Origin of the sequence: Pararhodobacter zhoushanensis (assembly GCF_025949695.1) — a bacterium.
Taxonomy (GTDB): Bacteria; Pseudomonadota; Alphaproteobacteria; order Rhodobacterales; family Rhodobacteraceae; genus Pararhodobacter; species Pararhodobacter zhoushanensis_A.
In genome coordinates this window covers 1,505,131-1,520,925 of the sequence record NZ_JAPDFL010000001.1, presented here as the reverse complement: position 1 = coordinate 1,520,925, position 15,795 = coordinate 1,505,131, and the positions used below count along the sequence as shown (strand labels likewise).

The following is a 15,795-nucleotide window of genomic DNA, read 5'->3' as shown; positions in this document are numbered from 1 at the left end:
GTTCGTTACCTTCCGCCTAACGAGTCAATCAGGCGTGCAGAAAAATGGAATGGTCGGTGCTGCCCGGGCTTCAGCCCTATCCCGAGACCCTGGCAGCGATGGAAGCGCGCGTGGCCGCGATCAGCGCAGGCACCGCGGACGAGGCCGTCTGGCTGCTTGAACACCCGCCGCTGTACACCGCCGGCACCTCGGCCCGGATCGAGGATCTGACCGATCCTGACCGTTTCCCCGTCTTCAAGGCCGGGCGCGGCGGGCAATACACCTATCACGGGCCGGGTCAGCGCGTGGCCTATGCGATGCTCGATCTGAACCGCCGCGGCCGCGATGTGCGCTGTTTCGTCAACCAGCTGGAAGACTGGGTGATCCGCACGCTGGGCGAGTTCAATGTGACGGGTGAGCGGCGCGCGGGACGCGTTGGTGTCTGGGTCACGCGGCCCGACAAGGCGCCCAACCCCGACGGCACCGCGCGAGAGGACAAGATCGCCGCGATCGGGGTCAAGCTGCGGCGCTGGGTCAGCTTTCACGGCATCTCGATCAACGTCGAGCCGGAGCTGGAGCATTTTTCCGGCATCGTGCCCTGCGGGATCAAGGAGCACGGGGTGACCTCGCTGGTTGATCTGGGACTGCCGGTGACGATGGACGATCTGGATGTCGCGCTGCAGCGACAGTTTCACGCGGTGTTCGCGCGGCAGACCCCCTGCGGTTGAGCCCCGTCTGCTGGCCACAAACCCATGACATCAAGACGAAAAATTCCACTATCTTTAAGGGGCGCGCCACCATAGCGTCGCGCGGCTGTCCCTTTCCCTTCAGGATCTCCCTCCATGACCCTCACCCCCTACCGCGCCCTTGTCCGGGCGCTCGGCGCTGCCGCCTTTGTGGCGCTCGCCGCGCCTTCCGTCGCGCAGGACCTGCATGCCGACGACACCAGCTTCAACCTGTTCAACGACACCGCGCGCGGCGTGGATTCCTTTGCCGTGATGATGCCCGCGGGCGGCTACAGCAACAACTGGCTGGCGCAACGCATGGTGCCGGGCACCGGCCTGACCCTGCAGTTCCCCTTCGACATGGGCGGCCAGTGTGACCTGAAGACCCGCATCACCTATGAAGACGGCTCGATACAGGAACTGATCGTCACCTATTGCGGCACCGCGGCGGTCTTTCTGGAGAACACCGGCATCCGGTTCGACTAAGCCCCGCCGATCAGGCGGCCCAGCCGCCTGATCCCCTCGGCGATCATCGCCTCGTCGGCGACAGAGAACGCAAGCCGCAGCGTGTTGCCGTTCGAGCCATCGGCGAAGAACGCACGGCCGGGCACGAAGGCGACCTTTTCGGTCTTGAGCGACTGCGCCAGCAACGCGGCCCCGTCCATGCCCTCGGGCAGGGTCAGCCAGACAAACATGCCCCCCTCAGGCCTGGTCCAGCGCACGCCCTCGGGCATGTGCTGTGCCAGCGCGGCCAGCATCGCGTCGCGGCGTGCGGCGTAGACCGAGCGCAGTCTGGCGACATGCTCAGGAAAGATCGCGCGGGCGACGTGGTCGGTGGCGATCTGGTTCAGGGTCGGGGAATGCAGGTCAGCGGCCTGCTTCATCAACACCAGCCGGGCGATCACCGGCTTGGCCGCGACAACCCAGCCCACACGAAGTCCCGGCGAGAGCACCTTGGAGAACGAGCCACAATAAATCGTGCGGCACGCCTCGAGATCACCCTTGCGCGCCAGCTCCAGCGCCAGAATCGGCGCGACCGGCGCGCCGTCATACCGCAGAACCTGATAGGCGGCGTCCTCGATCACCGCGATGTCCAGCGACTCGGCCATGTCGAGCAGCGCCTCGCGCCCCGCCCGATCCAGCGTCTCGCCGGTAGGGTTGGCGAAATCGGCAGAGAGATAGGCAAATTTCACCCGGCCACCGGCCTCGGAAGCCGCCTCGGCCAGCGCTTCGACGGGCCGGTTGCTGTGCGGATCAAGGCGTTCGTAGCGCGGTTGATAGGCGTTGAACGCCCCCAAGGCACCCATGTAGGTCGGCCAGGTGACCAGCGCCGTGTCGTCGGGATCGAGGAAGAGTTTCCCCAGATAATCAAGCGCTTGCTGTGAGCCTGACGTGATCAGGATGTTATCCGCATCGCAGGGCACGCCAATGGCAGCCATCTGCCCGGCGATCCAGTCGCGCAGCGGGCGATACCCCTCGGAAACCGAATACTGCAACGCGGCACCCGAGGCCGGACCGGTCAGCGTCGCGTGCATCGCGTCAGCGAAGGCCTGCGTCGGAAACAGCGCGGGGTCGGGGATGCCGCCAGCAAAGGAAATGATCTCGGGCTGATCCAAAAGTTTCAAAAGCTCGCGGATCTCGGATGCTTTCATGCGTGTATTGCGCTCTGCGAGCACTTTTTGCCAATCCATGACCATTCTCCTGACGAAATCGGAGCGGAGAAGGCGCCCGGCCGGGCACTATGTCAATGCGACTGACCTATTGTTACAGCAATGCCCCGGAATTTGTGATCGCCCCGGGCGCATCGGGCCCCCTGGGCGGCCCTGGCCGATACAAATCGGGGTCAAACCCGGCGCGTCCGCAAGAATGACCATGATCTGCATCAAATTTTTCCACTCTGCGACATCAGGGACGTTGCCGCCGCGCGCCGGGCAATCTAGAACGGATCAAGGTCTCTGCTGCGGTTCTGCGCCGCAGCGGGGGATTCCGCGCAATGAAAAAATTCGCCTAGGGATACGGGAGCAACTCATGGCCAACGCAGCCGCTCATGGACATGAAGACCAGCGAGGGTTCTTTACCCGCTGGTTCATGTCCACCAACCACAAGGACATCGGCGTCCTTTATCTGTTCACCGCAGGACTTGTGGGTTTCGTCGCAGTAGCGCTCACCGTCTTCATGCGCCTTGAGCTGATGCACCCCGGCGTGCAGCACATGTGCATGGAAGGCGCGCGCCTGTTGGCCAGCTCCGATTGCGAAACGCCCAACGGCCACCTGTGGAACGTGCTCGTCACCGCCCACGGCGTGCTGATGATGTTCTTCGTCGTCATCCCGGCGCTGTTTGGCGGTTTCGGCAACTACTTCATGCCGCTGCACATCGGTGCACCGGACATGGCGTTCCCGCGCCTCAACAACCTCAGCTACTGGCTGTATGTCGCAGGCGCTTCGCTGGCGGTCGTTTCGCTGTTCGTCCCGGGCGGTGAAGGCCAGAACGGCGCAGGCACCGGCTGGGTTCTGTACCCGCCGCTGTCGACCCGTGAGTCGGGCTACTCGATGGACTTCGCGATCTTCGCCGTCCACCTGTCGGGTGCCTCGTCGATCCTGGGCGCGATCAACATCATCACCACCTTCCTGAACATGCGCGCGCCGGGCATGACGCTGCACAAAGTGCCGCTGTTCGCCTGGTCGGTGTTCGTCACCGCGTGGATGATCCTGCTGGCGCTGCCGGTTCTGGCCGGTGCCATCACCATGCTGCTGACCGACCGCAACTTTGGCACGACGTTCTTTGACCCGGCCGGTGGCGGTGACCCGATCCTGTACCAGCACATCCTGTGGTTCTTTGGCCACCCGGAAGTGTACATCATCATCATCCCCGGTTTCGGCATCGTCAGCCACGTCATCGCGACCTTCTCGCGCAAGCCGATCTTTGGCTATCTGCCGATGGTCTACGCGATGGTTGCCATTGCGGCGCTGGGCTTTGTCGTCTGGGCGCACCACATGTACACCGTGGGCATGTCGCTGACCCAGCAGACGTATTTCATGATGGCCACGATGACGATCGCCGTGCCAACCGGCGTCAAGATCTTCAGCTGGATCGCCACGATGTGGCGCGGCTCGCTGTCGTTTGAAACGCCGATGCTGTGGGCCTTTGGCTTCCTGTTCCTGTTCACCGTCGGCGGTGTGACCGGTATCGTGCTCAGCCAGGCCCCTGTGGACCGCATCTATCACGACACCTATTATGTCGTGGCGCACTTCCACTACGTGATGTCGCTGGGTGCCGTGTTTGCGCTGTTCGCCGGGATCTATTACTGGATGGGCAAGATGTCGGGCCGTCAGTACCCGGAATGGGCGGGCAAGCTTCACTTCTGGGTGATGTTCATCGGTGCCAACCTGACCTTCTTCCCGCAGCACTTCCTGGGTCGTCAGGGCATGCCGCGCCGGTACATCGACTATCCGGAAGCCTTTGCACTGTGGAACTACGTCAGCTCGCTGGGCGCCTTCCTGTCCTTCGCGTCGTTCGTGTTCTTCATCGGGGTCGTGTTCTACACGCTGTTCTTCGGCAAACGCGTCACCGAGAACAACTACTGGAACGAGCACGCCGACACGCTGGAATGGACCCTGCCCTGCCCGCCGCCGGAGCACACGTTCGAGCAGCTGCCCAAGCGTGAAGACTGGGATCACAGCCACGCCCACTGAGGCACACCATTTTGAGAGGCCCCGGTTCACCCCGGGGCCTTTTGCGTTCCCCCCAGCGTGAGTCCGCGATGCCCCCCAAAGCCATCATCCCGCCCGGGTCCGGCGATGCCGTCCGCCAGCTGGCGCTGTCGCCGGGTGTGCTTTCTGGCGGTCATCTGTTCCTTACCGGCATGACCGGCAGCGCCCCGACGGGTGAGATGCCGGTCGACCCCGAAGCGCAGTTCAGCAACGCCTTCGACAAGATCGGCGCGGTACTGGCAGAGGCCGGGCTGGGCTTTGACGCCGTGGTCGAGATGACCACCTACCATGTCGGTCTACGCGACCATTTCGACACTTTCGCCGCCGTCCGGCGCCACTATGTCCAAGACCCCTTCCCAGCCTGGACAGCGGTCGAGGTCGCCGGGCTGCGCCGCGACGGCGCGCTGGTCGAGATCCGCGTGATCGCCAGCGCGGAAACCCTGCTATAAGACCGCAGAACACAGACCCAACCCAACACAAGGCGCAACCATGCTGACCATCTGGGGCCGACGCGATTCCTCCAATGTGCAAGCCGTCATGTGGGCGGTGGCCGAGCTGGGCCTGACCCACGCCCGCATCGACGCAGGCCACCGCTTCGGCGTCACAGGCACGCCCGAATTTCTGGCGATGAACCCCAATGGCACCGTCCCGGTGGTGCAGGACGGCGACGGGCCGGTGCTGTGGGAATCAGCGGCGATCCTGCGGTATCTGGCCAACAGCTACGCGCCTGACAGCTTCTGGCCCGTCGAGCCGGGCGCCCGCGCCGACGTCGACCGCTGGGCGGAATGGGCCAAGATCAACATCATCCTGCCCTTCGGCGGGCAGGTGTTCATGCCGATGATTTTCCAAAAGCCCGAGGTCAGGAATACGGCTGCCCTTGAGGCCAGCCTCAAGGCGCTGACCGCCAAGTTTCAGATGGCCGAGGCCCGGCTGGCCCTGCACCCCTATATGATGGGCAACACGCTGACGCTGGCCGATATTCATATGGGAAACATTCTGTACCGCTACTTCACCCTCGACATCGCCCGCGCCGATCTGCCCGCTCTGCAGGCCTATTACGACCGGCTCTGCGCGCGTCCCGCCTATGCCGAGCATGTCATGGTCTCGTACGACGCGCTGCGCCCGGCCTGATGCCCTATGCCCTGACCCAAGACAGCCCCACGCAGGCAACGCTGCGCGCGTGGCCGCATAACGCGCTGAACCCGCGCGGCTTTGTGATGGCTGTTGGCATGGCGGCCGGAACGCTGGCAATTCCGCTGCTGGCGGTGATCGGCTCGCCGGTGCTGTGGGGTCTGTTGCCCTTTGCCGGCATCGCGCTGTGGGGTCTGTGGTACGGGCTGGACCGCAACTGGCGCGACCGCCAGATCCTTGAGGAACTGACCCTGAGCCGGGCAGAAATCACCCTGACCCGGACCAACCCGCGCAGCCCGCAACAGCAATGGCGCGCCGATCCGCATTGGGTGTCGCTGCGGCTGGTGCCTCGGGGCGGCCCGGTTGAGAATTACCTGATCCTGACCGGCGGCGGGCGCGAGGTCGAGCTGGGCGCATACCTCACGCCAGACGAGCGGGCATCCCTGCATGACGCCCTGTCAGACCTGCTGGTGCGGTTTAAAACCTACGCGCCCGACCCGTTCAGCTGAGCCGGGATTTGACCATCGGCCCGACAGCGCCGAAATCCATCTGCCCGGTAAACTGCGTTTTCAACGCATTCATCACCCGGCCCATATCGCGGATCGACGAGGCTTCAAGCTCGGAAATCGTCGCGGCGATCGCGGCGTCGACCTCGTCATCGCTCAACTGACGCGGCAGATAGCCTTCGATCACCTTGATCTCGTCAAGCTCGCGCTCGACCAGCTCCAGCCGCCCGCCCTCTTCATAGGCGCGCGCGCTTTCCTGACGCTGTTTGACCATGCGCGACATCACGGCGGTGATCTCGACATCGGTCATTTCGCGGTCTTCGCCTTCGCCGCGCAGGGCAATATCGCGATCCTTGATCGCGGCATTGATCAGCCGCAGCGTGGACAGGCGCAGCGTGTCCTTTGCCTTCATGGCAGTCTTGAGGTCCTCGGAGATCCGGGCGCGCAGCGACATCAGGTCGATCCTTGGCTTGGGGAAAACGCTGGTTAACAGTCGTTCACCATACCCTTGTGCAGGGTCGAGGGCAACGTCTTCGCTGCGCCTGCAAAGCCCCGCCAATTCCCGTCGCCACCCTTGACAGCGCCTCCCGAATGCCGCAAAACCGCCGCGTGTGGGGCTGTAGCTCAGATGGGAGAGCGCGTCGTTCGCAATGACGAGGTCAGGGGTTCGATCCCCCTCTGCTCCACCACCCTCCCCCGAAACGCCGCGCCCTTACAGCGCGGCGTTCGTGTTTTCAGCACCCATCACCGGCAGGGTTTCGGCCCAGTCGTAGAGATGCATCAACACGCCGCGCAACCCGGCGCCCTGCACGGTCAACGCGTAGGTCACCGTGCGGGGAAAACCGTTCGAGACCTGACGGCTGACCAGCCCGCGCGCCTGCAAGCCCTCAAGCCGCTCGGTCAGCACTTTGGGCGAAATCCCCGGCAGCCGGTCCTGCAAGTCGGAAAACCGGCGCGGGCCGGCCTCCAGTTGCCAGAGCGTCAACGCGTTCCAGCGATGGCCCAGAAATCCGAGCCAATCCTCGGCGAGGCATTGATCGGGGCGGCAAGGATCGGCGGTCAGCATCGTCAGGACTTCCCATTTGGAAAGGGTCGATTCGGTGTGATTGAAGCGCAGCAGGCGGCACTATGCCGCCGCGACCGCAGGAGACCAAGCCATGAAACCCATCACCATCGTCGGCGGCTACGGCCATGTCGGCTCAAAGATCGCGCGGCGGCTGTCGGGCGCGGGACTGCCCGTCCGCATCGCCGGGCGCGATGTCGTGCGGGCGAAAGCGCTGGCCGACCAGCTTGGCACCGACGCGGCGCGGCTCGATCTGGACGACGCCACAAGCTGGGACGCGGCCTTGCAGGGGTCGGGGCCAGTGGTGGTCTGCCTCGATACCGCCACGACGCAGTTCGCGAGCGCCGTTCTGACGCGCGGACTGGGTTATGTCGATATCTCGGCCACCGACGCCGTGCTGCAACGCCACGAATCGCTCGACGCTCTCGCCCGTTCGCACGGGGCGCTGGCGGTGCTGTCGGTCGGGCTGGCACCGGGGTTGACCAACCTCATGGCGCTTGAGGCCTTGCGCGGTCTCGACCGGATCGAGTCGCTGACAATCGGCGTGCTTCTGGGCCTCGGTGACAGCCACGGCGCTGCGGCGATCGACTGGACACTCGACAGCTTGCGGCCCCTGCCGCCGGACGCGGTGCAGCGGCTCGACTTCGCCTCGGGTCCGGTGCCGACCATCCCCTTCGATTTTGCGGATCAGCATGTGCTGACCCGCGCCGGAATCCCGGCCGTCACCACCCGCCTCGGCCTCGGCTCGCCGCTGGTGACCGGCGCGTCGCTTCGCCTGCTGTCGGCCCTTGCCCCGCGCCCCATGATGCGCAAACTCCTGCGCTGGAGCCTGCCGCGCTTTCGTCTGGGGTCGGACAGAACCGGCCTTGTGATCATCGCCGACGGGTGGCGCGACGGCGCGCGGGTAACGCGCCGCCTGACCCTCGACGGGCGGGCCGAAGCCGAGATCACCGCGCTGGTCGCGGCCCGCGTGGCGCGCGACATGGCCACGCGAACCGAGACCGGGGTGCATCATATCCAGACGCTGTGGCAGCTCGCGGATCTGGCCCCCGACCTGGCCGCCGAGGGGATCACGCTGTCGGCGTGAGCCCCCAATGCCGGTCAGGCCAACGCGGCCCGCGCTTGGGTGATTTTCACCGCCGCCTGGGCCGCCTCGCGCCCTTTCTCGACGAAATGCGCGCGGTAGATCGCGTTGTGATGCGCGGTCTCCTGATACTGATGCGGCGTCAACGAGACCGAAAGCACCGGCACCCCGGTCTCAAGCCCCACCTGCATCAGCCCGCTGACCACGGCTTGTGCCACGAAATCATGCCGGTAGATGCCGCCATCCACCACGAAAGCCGCCGCCGCGACAGCCGCATAGCGCCCGGTTTTCGCCAGATCGCGCGCCATCAGCGGCAGCTCGAACGCGCCCGGGACGTCGAACACATCGACCTGCTCGGCGGGGATTGTCTGCAAGAAGCCTTCCAAGGCGCGGTCCACGATATCGGCGTGCCAACCGGCTTTAACAAAGGCGTAACGGGTGTGTGTCATAGTGGATCTCCTTATCAAGCGACACGTCACCCAAGGCGATCCCATACATCCCGGCCCCGCGCGGCTGCGCGGCATCGGGCGATGGTTCTCTTCCATCCGGACTATGACCGTCGGCTCAGGCATTGCACCTGATCTGCTGACCCTTCCGCAAGGAAGGCGCTCGCGGGCTTGCGGGAGGCCCGCTTACCGCCGGTGGGGAATTGCGCCCCGCCCTGAGAACACGCCCTTATCCCGCGCAAATCCCCGTTTCGCAAGATGTCACGCGCCCAGATGCGCCTCCATCTCGATCACCTCACCCACCCAGTTTGGCCCGATGCCCGAGGCATTCGCCTCATCCGTGTCAATGTGCATCTCGGTGAAGGCATTGGGCTGGATGCGGATCTTGGTATGGCCGAAAGTCAGCGCCCGCTCGCCCTGCCCGATCCGCACAGACACCATCTGCCCGTCCTCAAGCCCCATCGCCTGTGCGTCATCGGGGTGCATATGCACATGCCGCGCCGCCACGATCAGCCCGTCGGTGTCCAGCTGCCCGTGCGGCCCGATCAGACGGACCGTCGGCGTGCCGTCCAGATCGCCCGAATCGCGCACCGGCGCGTCGATACCCAGCGCGAAACTGTCGGTACGCGAGACCTCGATCTGCGTGCGCCGCCGCAGCGGCCCCAGAATCGCGACATTCTCCAGCCGCCCCTTGGGACCAACCAGCGTCACCCGCTCGTTGGCCGCCCAGTTGCCCGGCTGGCGCAACTGCTTGGCGATGGTCAGCGCATACTCCGGGCCAAACAGCGCTTTCAGCGAATCCTCGGCCAGATGCACATGCCGCCCCGATACCGCCACCGGGATTGGCCTGACCTCAGCCTCGGGCCGCGACAGATGCGCCGCCACTTCGCGCGCTATCTGCAATTGCTCGGCGGTCTCGGTCACCAGAACCGCCACCCGCGCGCCGTACGACTGGATCTGCGGCGCCGCGCGCCCGGCCAGATCAACCGACTGGTTGCGGTCGAAATCCAGCCGCAGCCCCATGAAATCCAGCCCGTCACAAATCCGCCGCCGCATCGAGGCCGAGTTTTCGCCGATCCCGCCGGTAAACACCACCGCATCCACGCCGCCCATTCCGGCGGCATAGGCACCGATGTATTTGCGGGCGCGGTGGGCATAGAGGTTGATCGCCATCTGCGCCGCCGCGTCGCCCGCCGCCGCGCGATCCTCGACATCGCGCATGTCGGACGAGCCGGTCAGCCCCTTCAACCCGCTGTCGCTGTACAGCGCCTGCTCGATTTCCTCGATGCCCAGCCCCAGCTGGCGCTGCAAATACCCAAACGCGCCGGGGTCGACATCGCCCGAGCGCGTGCCCATCACCAGCCCCTCCAGCGCGGTCAGGCCCATCGAGGATTCAAAGCTTTTACCCAGATTGATCGCGCAGACACTCGCCCCGTTGCCCAGATGGACCGAGATGATCCTGAGCCGCGCCAAGGGCTGCCCCAGCGCCTGCGCCGCGCGCTCGGCGACGTATTTATGCGAGGTGCCGTGAAACCCGAACCGCCGCAACCCGGCCTCGCGCCACGCCGCGGGCACCGCATAGCTGTAGACACGCGGCGGGTTGGTCAGATGAAAAGCCGTGTCAAATACCCCGACTTGCGGGAGATCGGGCCAGACGGCCTGCGCCAGCCGGACGGCGTGCAGATTCGCGGGGTTGTGCAACGGGGCCAAGGGCGTCAGCGCCTCGATCCGCGCCAACGTCGGCGCATCCAGCACGGCGGGCGTGGCGAATTCCGCGCCGCCATGCACGATCCGGTGCCCGACCGCCTCGATCCCGTCGATGCCGTGCTGCGCCAACACCCCCGGCACCGCTGCGATCGCCGCGCCCAGATCCCCATGCGGGGCCTCGCCACGCTCGGCCACGCCGTCGATCTCCAGCGCAAACGCGCAGGCCCCCTCGCGGAACCGCTCGAACGCCCCCTTCACCAATTGCCGCGTCTCGCCGCCTTCCCCCCGCGCGCCCTCGAAGACACCGAATTTCAGGCTCGAACTGCCCGCGTTGAACACAAGAATGCGCATGCTGTCTCTCCTGAGCTTTCCGACACGATAAGACCGCAGCCGCTGTGACGAAAGCATGACGCCACCGCCCACAGGGGGTGTGCATCATCTGTCCATAAATATCCCAGGGGTAGGCCGTCAGGCCGTAGGGGACAGCGTCCCCTGCGCGGCGCGAGGGGCTCGATGCCCCCGAGCGCCGCCGCTCTGCTACTCTTCCGGCTCGTCCGGCAGCTCGTCGGCCACCGGGATCGCGTAATCCGCCCGCAGCCAACGCGCCAGATCCACATCCGCGCAGCGCTTCGAGCAAAACGGCTTGTACGCGTCGACCACCGGCTTGCCGCAGTGCGCGCATGTCGCCGCCTTGCTCACACCGGCCACCCGGCCAGCGGTGCACGGTCGCGCCGCCGCGTCAGCTCGAAATTGCCCAGCGGAGTCCAGCCCGCCATCGTCGCCTCCCCCGCATCAGCGCGGAACGCCTTGCTCAGCACCTGCTCCAGCACATGCCGGTCACGCTTGGGACAGGGCGCGAAATCGACGATGATCATGCCGCCCATACCGCGCAACCGCAGCTGGCGGGGCAGATCGCGCGCCGCCGCGATCGAGGCTTTCAGCCCCGCCGCCGGCGACGTGTCCGCGCCGGTGTTCACATCGACCGCGACAAAGGCGCGGGTCGCCTGAATCCACATCGACGCGCCGCCGTCGAGCTTGACTTCGCCCCGGTGCAGCGCCTCGATCTGGTCAAGCGCGCCTGAGTGATCCAGCGCCTCGGCGCTGTCGTCGACCTCATCCGCATCGCCCCAGTCGCGCCAGGCCAGCTCATGCGGCCCCGGCGCATCGACCAGCAACTCGGGTCCGCCGGTCAGATCGGCCAGCACGGCCTCGGCCAACGCGCGCATCTGGGCGATGTCCTGGGTTACGTCCTCGTCGCTCGCCTGCTCGCAGACCGAGCGCAGGATCAGGCCCAGCGTCTCGCTCGCCCCTGCCATCGCGGCCCCTGCCAGTGCCGTCAGCTCAGCGCGGATGTCTTCGTCATGAATCGCGCGGCTGACATTCAGCCCCGGCGCATCGGGCGTGACGATCGCGTAGCGGCTCTTGAACAACAGGCGCTGCGTCAGCGGCAAAGCCTTGCCCGGCTCGGCCGCCCCGGCGATCTGCACCAGAATGCGCTGCCCCGGCGCCAGCCCTTTGGGCGCACGCAGAAAGCCGCTCTGGCCGTCCGGCAGGTCGACGAACACGCCGCCCAGCCCCTTGACCGGCCGCCCGACAACCCCGCGCAGGATTGCCCCTGTGCCCAGCGCGTCGGTTTCCATGGCCAGGTCTTCGATCAGGCCATCGACCATCAGCGCCGCCACCTCGCGGCCCTCGATCTGGCCCAGCGCAATCACCCGGCCGATCATGCGCGCCACCCGGCAGCGTTCAGCAACACAGCAGTTTCCGCCAGCGGCAGGCCGACAACGGCGCTGAACGAGCCTTGAATCCACGGGATAAACGCCCCGGCCCGGCCTTGGATGCCATAAGCACCGGCCTTGCCCTGCCACTCATCGCTGGCGAGGTAGCCGTTCAATTCATCGTCCGAAAGGCGCTTCATTTTCACCGCCGTTTCCACTTCCCGCGTCCAGACCTGCGCGCCGCGTTTGACCGCGACAGCGGTGATCACCGAATGACGACGCCCGCCCAACAGCATCAGGAATTCCGCCGCCTGTGTCGCCGTCTCTGGCTTGCCCAGAATCCGGCGGCCCAGCGCCACGGTGGTATCGGCGCAGAGCACGATCTCATCCTCGGCCGCCGTCACCGCCTGAACTTTTTCCAACGCCATGCGCGCGCAATAAGGCCGCGGGAGTTCCCGGGCCCTGGGCGTTTCATCAATGTCAGCGGGGCGTACGGCGTCAGGCGTGACGCCAATCTGCGCCAGCAGGTCCAGCCGGCGCGGGCTGGCCGAACCCAGAACAAGACGCATCACTTGAAGCGATAGTTGATCCGGCCCTTGGTCAGATCGTAGGGGGTCATTTCGACTTGAACGCGGTCGCCTGCGAGGACACGGATGCGGTTCTTGCGCATCTTTCCTGCCGTGTGTGCGATGATGACATGGCCGTTTTCCAGCTCGACCTTGAACGTCGCATTCGGCAAGAGTTCCTTCACGACGCCGGGAAATTCGAGCAGTTCTTCCTTGGCCATGGTCTCTCCAAATGGGTATCCGCCCGCACGAAGCAGGCGATGGCGATATGCGCCTTCATTTCAGAAGAATCAAGGTTTAACTTGCGCTAATAACCCGCGTCGCGCTGTGGATGCGTTCGCTCTGTTCCGGCCAGTGCGTCAGGTTCAAGACAACGCCGTCAGCGCGGGTTTGCGCAATCTGATCGCGCGACACCGTAGCATAGACCCATCCCGGCACATTCATCTCGCCCTCAGCGATAATCCCGGTCGCAGGCCAGTCGCGATCCGGCGGGCCATAGATCGACGCACGGCCGGTGTTCTCTTCGACCCCGACGCACCACGCGGCCTCACCGACCAGCGGGGCGTGGACCACAACGCATTGATTTTCCAGCGCCCGCGCCATTGAGCCGACACGCACGCGGGTAAATCCGGCGTGGGTTTCGGTGGTGCTGGGGGCGAGCAGGATTTCGACACCGGCCTCGGCCAGAGCACGCGACAGCAGCGGGAACTCGCTGTCATAGCAGATCACCACGCCAAAGCGTCCCAGCGGCGTATCGAAGACCGCCAGTCCGTCGGCACCGGGAATGACATCCCACTCCTCGCGCTCGAACCGGGTCATGATTTGCTTGTCCTGATGCCCGATCGGCCCGTTGGGGCCAAAGAACGACGCCCGGTTGACCGGGCGGTTGCCGGTAAACACCGGACCCGACGGCGCGAGGATATAGACGCCGTATTCCGCTGCCAGCCGGGCAAAGACCGCATCGGCGGCAGGCTGGTGCCTGGCCACTTCCGATAGCGCCCCTTCAAGATCGCCCGCCACCGCCGCGCCGCCCAGACTGGCCAGTTCCATGGCGCCGTATTCCGGGAATACCATCACTTGCGCACCCTTGCCTGCCGCCTCGGCGACCCAGCGCGCGACTTTTGTCTCGAAAGCGTCGAAGCTGTCGAACCAGTCCAGAGGATAGGCAGCAGCGGCGATGGTCACGGTATTGGTCATAGCTCTCGCATCCAGAATTGCAGCGGTTTCTCCGAGTCTACGGTGTCGCCCAGATCTTTCCAGCGAAACTTCGCGACAACCCCGTCCAGCGGCGCATACCCCCGCGCCCGCCAGAAGGCATCCAAGGGTCGATACCCGTCAGGGCGCGCCGGGTGATCATCCGGGCGCTGCACTGCACAAAAGGCAACATAACGGCGACCAAGGGATCGTGCATGCGCTTCACGGCTGTCAAAAAAGCGATGTCCGACGCCTTTGCCCCGATACGCGGGCAACAGCACCGATTCAGCGCAATAGAAAATGTCTGACAGCGCAAGCCCGGTTTGCGAGAACGCAGTCGCGAAGTCATTGGCGTGGTCTTCCATCGGCGTCCCCGTCGCCGCCCCGACCAGCGACCCGCCGTCGAAGGCCCCCACCAACACCGCACGCGCACTGGTGCGGTAGTGCTCCAGATAGAGCCGCTCATAGGCCAGATCGCCGTCATAGAGATACGGCCAGTCCCGGAACACGGCGATCCGCAGCCGCCCCACATCGTCCAGCGCCGCGCTCAGCGCAGGGCCGGTGAGCGCCTCGACCCTCACGCGCTGACCTGCGCGATCCAGTCTTGCAGGTTATAGTACGTGGTGACGCGGGTGATCTTGCCGTCCTTGAGGCTGAAGAACCCCCCGGCGGGCAACACATAGGTCTGGCCATGTGCTTCGGGCAGACCCGGATCGGTTTTAAGATAGGTGCCGTTGACGGTGAATTCCGCCGCGCCGCGCGTGCCATCCTCGCTGCCATAGACCACCAGATCGGTGAGCCGCTCTTTATAGGTCTCGGACATATGCGCGCAGAATTCCGCAAAAGCCGCTTTGCCCAGACGCGTCGCGCCCTCGTTCACATGATGGGCGAAATCGTCATGCAGGCAGGCCACCATTCCGGCGACATCGCCCGCGTTGAAGGCGTCGTAATAGGCTTGGATCGTGGCGCGGGCGGTTTGCGAGGGCATCGGGTTCTCCTGATTTTCGCCGGCAGGATACCCAAGTCACTTCCGGGCGAAAGCCCCAAAGATGGGGCAGCGGGCCGGTCTGACCCCGGCCCGCTACACGATTAGGCCAGAGCGGCAGCGACAGCGTCTTTCAACGGCGTCGTCGGATGTCCGATCAGATGCGACAGCGTGTGGCTTTCGTCCAGCAGCGCGCCCTCACCCGCCTGCGCGTCGCTGTCGGCAAAGATCATCGCAGCGCCCTCGGGCAGGCCGAAGCTTTTCAGCAGATCGGCATAGGCGGCCTGCGGCATCGGTGCGTAGGCGACGGGCTTGCCCGCTTGTGCAGCAACCTCGGCGGCGAATTCGGCCATGGTGAAGGCCTCGTCCCCAGCCAGCTCATAGACCTTGCCGGCGTGCGCATCGTCCGCTGCAACCACGGCAATCGCCTCGGCGAAATCGGCGCGCGCGGCGGGGGCGATCCTGGCTGCGGCGTTGACCCCGACAATGGCACCCGCCTCGATCGCGCCGGCCAGAGCGCCGGTGTAGTTCTCGAAATACCACCCGTTGCGCAGGACGGTCGCTGTCAGGCTGGAGGCGGCCAGCGCCGCCTCGGTCGCACTGTGGTCTTGCGCCAGCAGCATCGGCGAGGCATCGCCCTTCAGGATCGAGGTATAGACGATCCGGCCCACGCCCGCCTGTTCGGCGGCCGCGATGACATTGCGGTGCTGACCGGCGCGATCGTTGAAATCGCTTGACGAAATCAGCACCAGCACATCGACGCCCTTGAGCGGCGCGGCCAGCGTGGCAGGGGCGGTATAGTCAAACGCCCGCGCGTCGACGCCAAGATCGACGGCTTTGGCCGGATCGCGCACCAGCGCAATCAGCGTGGCACCGGGGGCGCGGGTTTTCAGGGCGGCGATGGCGAGACGGCCGAGCTGGCCGGTGGCGCCGGTGATGGCGATGGTCTGGGTCATGGGTTCCTCACAGGGTTAATGAGG

19 protein-coding genes, 1 tRNA gene, 1 pseudogene and 1 riboswitch are annotated in these 15,795 nt (G+C 65.5%); of the genes and pseudogenes, 8 read left to right on the top strand and 13 right to left on the bottom strand.

Annotated elements, in window-relative coordinates; genetic code table 11:
- Nucleotides 1-38: 38 nt before the first annotated feature.
- A pseudogene (gene lipB, locus OKW52_RS07530) lies at nucleotides 39-707 on the top strand (lipoyl(octanoyl) transferase LipB); the annotation flags it as partial.
- A gap of 114 nt (nucleotides 708-821) precedes the next feature.
- Nucleotides 822-1,190, top strand: coding sequence for a hypothetical protein (locus tag OKW52_RS07525; RefSeq protein WP_264505180.1), 369 nt, complete (start codon nucleotides 822-824; stop codon nucleotides 1,188-1,190).
- On the opposite strand, the gene OKW52_RS07520 is transcribed toward OKW52_RS07525, so the two are convergent.
- Entirely contained in the window at nucleotides 1,187-2,395 is a 1,209-nt protein-coding gene (locus OKW52_RS07520) for an aminotransferase-like domain-containing protein (protein WP_264505179.1), read from the bottom strand. The two genes, OKW52_RS07525 and OKW52_RS07520, sit on opposite strands and share 4 nt — an antisense overlap.
- Nucleotides 2,396-2,732: 337 nt before the next feature.
- Here OKW52_RS07520 and ctaD point away from each other — a divergent pair, with 337 nt between their 5' ends.
- The 4 genes from ctaD to OKW52_RS07500 all read left to right on the top strand — a co-directional run bounded on the left by ctaD (nucleotide 2,733) and on the right by OKW52_RS07500 (nucleotide 6,055).
- Nucleotides 2,733-4,397: a cytochrome c oxidase subunit I gene (gene ctaD, locus OKW52_RS07515; RefSeq protein WP_264505178.1), complete on the top strand. Its 1,665-nt coding sequence runs from the start codon at nucleotides 2,733-2,735 to the stop codon at nucleotides 4,395-4,397.
- A gap of 68 nt (nucleotides 4,398-4,465) precedes the next feature.
- The gene (locus tag OKW52_RS07510; protein WP_264505177.1) at nucleotides 4,466-4,864 is read left to right on the top strand and encodes a RidA family protein; all 399 of its coding nucleotides are present in this window, start codon (nucleotides 4,466-4,468) and stop codon (nucleotides 4,862-4,864) included.
- 40 nt (nucleotides 4,865-4,904) lie between these two features.
- Nucleotides 4,905-5,546, top strand: a complete 642-nt coding sequence (locus OKW52_RS07505) for a glutathione S-transferase family protein (RefSeq protein WP_264505176.1) — start codon at nucleotides 4,905-4,907, stop codon at nucleotides 5,544-5,546.
- Nucleotides 5,546-6,055 (top strand): DUF2244 domain-containing protein, encoded by a 510-nt coding sequence (locus OKW52_RS07500; RefSeq protein ID WP_264505175.1) that lies wholly within the window; start codon nucleotides 5,546-5,548, stop codon nucleotides 6,053-6,055. Before OKW52_RS07505 ends, OKW52_RS07500 begins: the two co-directional genes overlap by 1 nt.
- Here the strand turns inward: OKW52_RS07500 and OKW52_RS07495 are convergent.
- The gene (locus OKW52_RS07495) at nucleotides 6,048-6,506 is read right to left on the bottom strand and encodes a GatB/YqeY domain-containing protein (protein ID WP_264505174.1); all 459 of its coding nucleotides are present in this window, start codon (nucleotides 6,504-6,506) and stop codon (nucleotides 6,048-6,050) included. The genes OKW52_RS07500 and OKW52_RS07495 overlap by 8 nt on opposite strands.
- Nucleotides 6,507-6,665: 159 nt before the next feature.
- On the opposite strand from OKW52_RS07495, the gene OKW52_RS07490 reads away from it, so the two are divergent.
- Nucleotides 6,666-6,741 (top strand) — tRNA-Ala (locus OKW52_RS07490).
- A 23-nt stretch (nucleotides 6,742-6,764) separates the two neighbouring features.
- On the opposite strand, the gene OKW52_RS07485 is transcribed toward OKW52_RS07490, so the two are convergent.
- The gene (locus OKW52_RS07485) at nucleotides 6,765-7,118 is read right to left on the bottom strand and encodes a winged helix-turn-helix transcriptional regulator (protein ID WP_264505173.1); all 354 of its coding nucleotides are present in this window, start codon (nucleotides 7,116-7,118) and stop codon (nucleotides 6,765-6,767) included.
- A gap of 91 nt (nucleotides 7,119-7,209) precedes the next feature.
- Between OKW52_RS07485 and OKW52_RS07480 the strand changes: the two genes are divergently transcribed.
- Nucleotides 7,210-8,202 carry a saccharopine dehydrogenase NADP-binding domain-containing protein gene (locus OKW52_RS07480; RefSeq protein WP_264505172.1) on the top strand — a complete coding sequence of 331 codons (993 nt, stop codon included), beginning with the start codon at nucleotides 7,210-7,212 and terminating at the stop codon, nucleotides 8,200-8,202.
- A 14-nt stretch (nucleotides 8,203-8,216) separates the two neighbouring features.
- Here the strand turns inward: OKW52_RS07480 and OKW52_RS07475 are convergent, their stop codons facing one another.
- The 10 genes from OKW52_RS07475 to OKW52_RS07430 all read right to left on the bottom strand — a co-directional run bounded on the left by OKW52_RS07475 (nucleotide 8,217) and on the right by OKW52_RS07430 (nucleotide 15,771).
- On the bottom strand, nucleotides 8,217-8,648 hold the full coding sequence (locus OKW52_RS07475; protein WP_264505171.1) for a 6,7-dimethyl-8-ribityllumazine synthase: 432 nt from the start codon (nucleotides 8,646-8,648) through the stop codon (nucleotides 8,217-8,219).
- Between the two features lie 80 nt (nucleotides 8,649-8,728).
- Nucleotides 8,729-8,872: riboswitch (FMN riboswitch) on the bottom strand.
- Between the two features lie 34 nt (nucleotides 8,873-8,906).
- Nucleotides 8,907-10,703, bottom strand: a complete 1,797-nt coding sequence (locus OKW52_RS07470; protein WP_264505170.1) for an acetate/propionate family kinase — start codon at nucleotides 10,701-10,703, stop codon at nucleotides 8,907-8,909.
- Between the two features lie 186 nt (nucleotides 10,704-10,889).
- Complete coding sequence (locus tag OKW52_RS07465) at nucleotides 10,890-11,051, bottom strand: DNA gyrase inhibitor YacG (protein ID WP_264505169.1); 162 nt, start codon at nucleotides 11,049-11,051, stop codon at nucleotides 10,890-10,892.
- Nucleotides 11,048-12,079 carry a ribonuclease E/G gene (locus OKW52_RS07460; protein WP_264505168.1) on the bottom strand — a complete coding sequence of 344 codons (1,032 nt, stop codon included), beginning with the start codon at nucleotides 12,077-12,079 and terminating at the stop codon, nucleotides 11,048-11,050. The genes OKW52_RS07465 and OKW52_RS07460 overlap by 4 nt, the downstream gene beginning before the upstream one ends.
- On the bottom strand, nucleotides 12,076-12,639 hold the full coding sequence (locus OKW52_RS07455; protein ID WP_264505167.1) for a Maf family protein: 564 nt from the start codon (nucleotides 12,637-12,639) through the stop codon (nucleotides 12,076-12,078). The genes OKW52_RS07460 and OKW52_RS07455 overlap by 4 nt, the downstream gene beginning before the upstream one ends.
- Nucleotides 12,639-12,857 carry a translation initiation factor IF-1 gene (gene infA, locus OKW52_RS07450; protein ID WP_127104863.1) on the bottom strand — a complete coding sequence of 73 codons (219 nt, stop codon included), beginning with the start codon at nucleotides 12,855-12,857 and terminating at the stop codon, nucleotides 12,639-12,641. The genes OKW52_RS07455 and infA overlap by 1 nt, the downstream gene beginning before the upstream one ends.
- Before the next feature lie 76 nt (nucleotides 12,858-12,933).
- Nucleotides 12,934-13,821, bottom strand: a complete 888-nt coding sequence (locus OKW52_RS07445) for a carbon-nitrogen hydrolase family protein (RefSeq protein ID WP_264507673.1) — start codon at nucleotides 13,819-13,821, stop codon at nucleotides 12,934-12,936.
- Nucleotides 13,822-13,829: 8 nt separating this feature from the next.
- Nucleotides 13,830-14,411: a GNAT family N-acetyltransferase gene (locus OKW52_RS07440; RefSeq protein ID WP_264505166.1), complete on the bottom strand. Its 582-nt coding sequence runs from the start codon at nucleotides 14,409-14,411 to the stop codon at nucleotides 13,830-13,832.
- Nucleotides 14,408-14,818 (bottom strand): ketosteroid isomerase-related protein, encoded by a 411-nt coding sequence (locus OKW52_RS07435; RefSeq protein ID WP_264505165.1) that lies wholly within the window; start codon nucleotides 14,816-14,818, stop codon nucleotides 14,408-14,410. Before OKW52_RS07435 ends, OKW52_RS07440 begins: the two co-directional genes overlap by 4 nt.
- A gap of 101 nt (nucleotides 14,819-14,919) precedes the next feature.
- Nucleotides 14,920-15,771 (bottom strand): NmrA family NAD(P)-binding protein, encoded by an 852-nt coding sequence (locus OKW52_RS07430; RefSeq protein WP_264505164.1) that lies wholly within the window; start codon nucleotides 15,769-15,771, stop codon nucleotides 14,920-14,922.
- Nucleotides 15,772-15,795: the final 24 nt, after the last annotated feature.

What these genes read in the sequence shown, in the direction of transcription:
- OKW52_RS07430 (WP_264505164.1), bottom strand. Translation starts at nt 15,771, where the DNA reads ATGACCCAGACCATCGCCATCACCGGCGCCACCGGCCAGCTCGGCCGT.
- OKW52_RS07435 (WP_264505165.1), bottom strand. Translation starts at nt 14,818, where the DNA reads ATGCCCTCGCAAACCGCCCGCGCCACGATCCAAGCCTATTACGACGCC.
- OKW52_RS07525 (WP_264505180.1), top strand. Translation starts at nt 822, where the DNA reads ATGACCCTCACCCCCTACCGCGCCCTTGTCCGGGCGCTCGGCGCTGCC.
- infA (WP_127104863.1), bottom strand. Translation starts at nt 12,857, where the DNA reads ATGGCCAAGGAAGAACTGCTCGAATTTCCCGGCGTCGTGAAGGAACTC.
- ctaD (WP_264505178.1), top strand. Translation starts at nt 2,733, where the DNA reads ATGGCCAACGCAGCCGCTCATGGACATGAAGACCAGCGAGGGTTCTTT.
- OKW52_RS07505 (WP_264505176.1), top strand. Translation starts at nt 4,905, where the DNA reads ATGCTGACCATCTGGGGCCGACGCGATTCCTCCAATGTGCAAGCCGTC.
- OKW52_RS07455 (WP_264505167.1), bottom strand. Translation starts at nt 12,639, where the DNA reads ATGCGTCTTGTTCTGGGTTCGGCCAGCCCGCGCCGGCTGGACCTGCTG.
- OKW52_RS07495 (WP_264505174.1), bottom strand. Translation starts at nt 6,506, where the DNA reads ATGTCGCTGCGCGCCCGGATCTCCGAGGACCTCAAGACTGCCATGAAG.
- OKW52_RS07475 (WP_264505171.1), bottom strand. Translation starts at nt 8,648, where the DNA reads ATGACACACACCCGTTACGCCTTTGTTAAAGCCGGTTGGCACGCCGAT.
- OKW52_RS07520 (WP_264505179.1), bottom strand. Translation starts at nt 2,395, where the DNA reads ATGGATTGGCAAAAAGTGCTCGCAGAGCGCAATACACGCATGAAAGCA.
- OKW52_RS07510 (WP_264505177.1), top strand. Translation starts at nt 4,466, where the DNA reads ATGCCCCCCAAAGCCATCATCCCGCCCGGGTCCGGCGATGCCGTCCGC.
- OKW52_RS07500 (WP_264505175.1), top strand. Translation starts at nt 5,546, where the DNA reads ATGCCCTATGCCCTGACCCAAGACAGCCCCACGCAGGCAACGCTGCGC.
- OKW52_RS07470 (WP_264505170.1), bottom strand. Translation starts at nt 10,703, where the DNA reads ATGCGCATTCTTGTGTTCAACGCGGGCAGTTCGAGCCTGAAATTCGGT.
- OKW52_RS07460 (WP_264505168.1), bottom strand. Translation starts at nt 12,079, where the DNA reads ATGATCGGCCGGGTGATTGCGCTGGGCCAGATCGAGGGCCGCGAGGTG.
- OKW52_RS07485 (WP_264505173.1), bottom strand. Translation starts at nt 7,118, where the DNA reads ATGCTGACCGCCGATCCTTGCCGCCCCGATCAATGCCTCGCCGAGGAT.
- OKW52_RS07480 (WP_264505172.1), top strand. Translation starts at nt 7,210, where the DNA reads ATGAAACCCATCACCATCGTCGGCGGCTACGGCCATGTCGGCTCAAAG.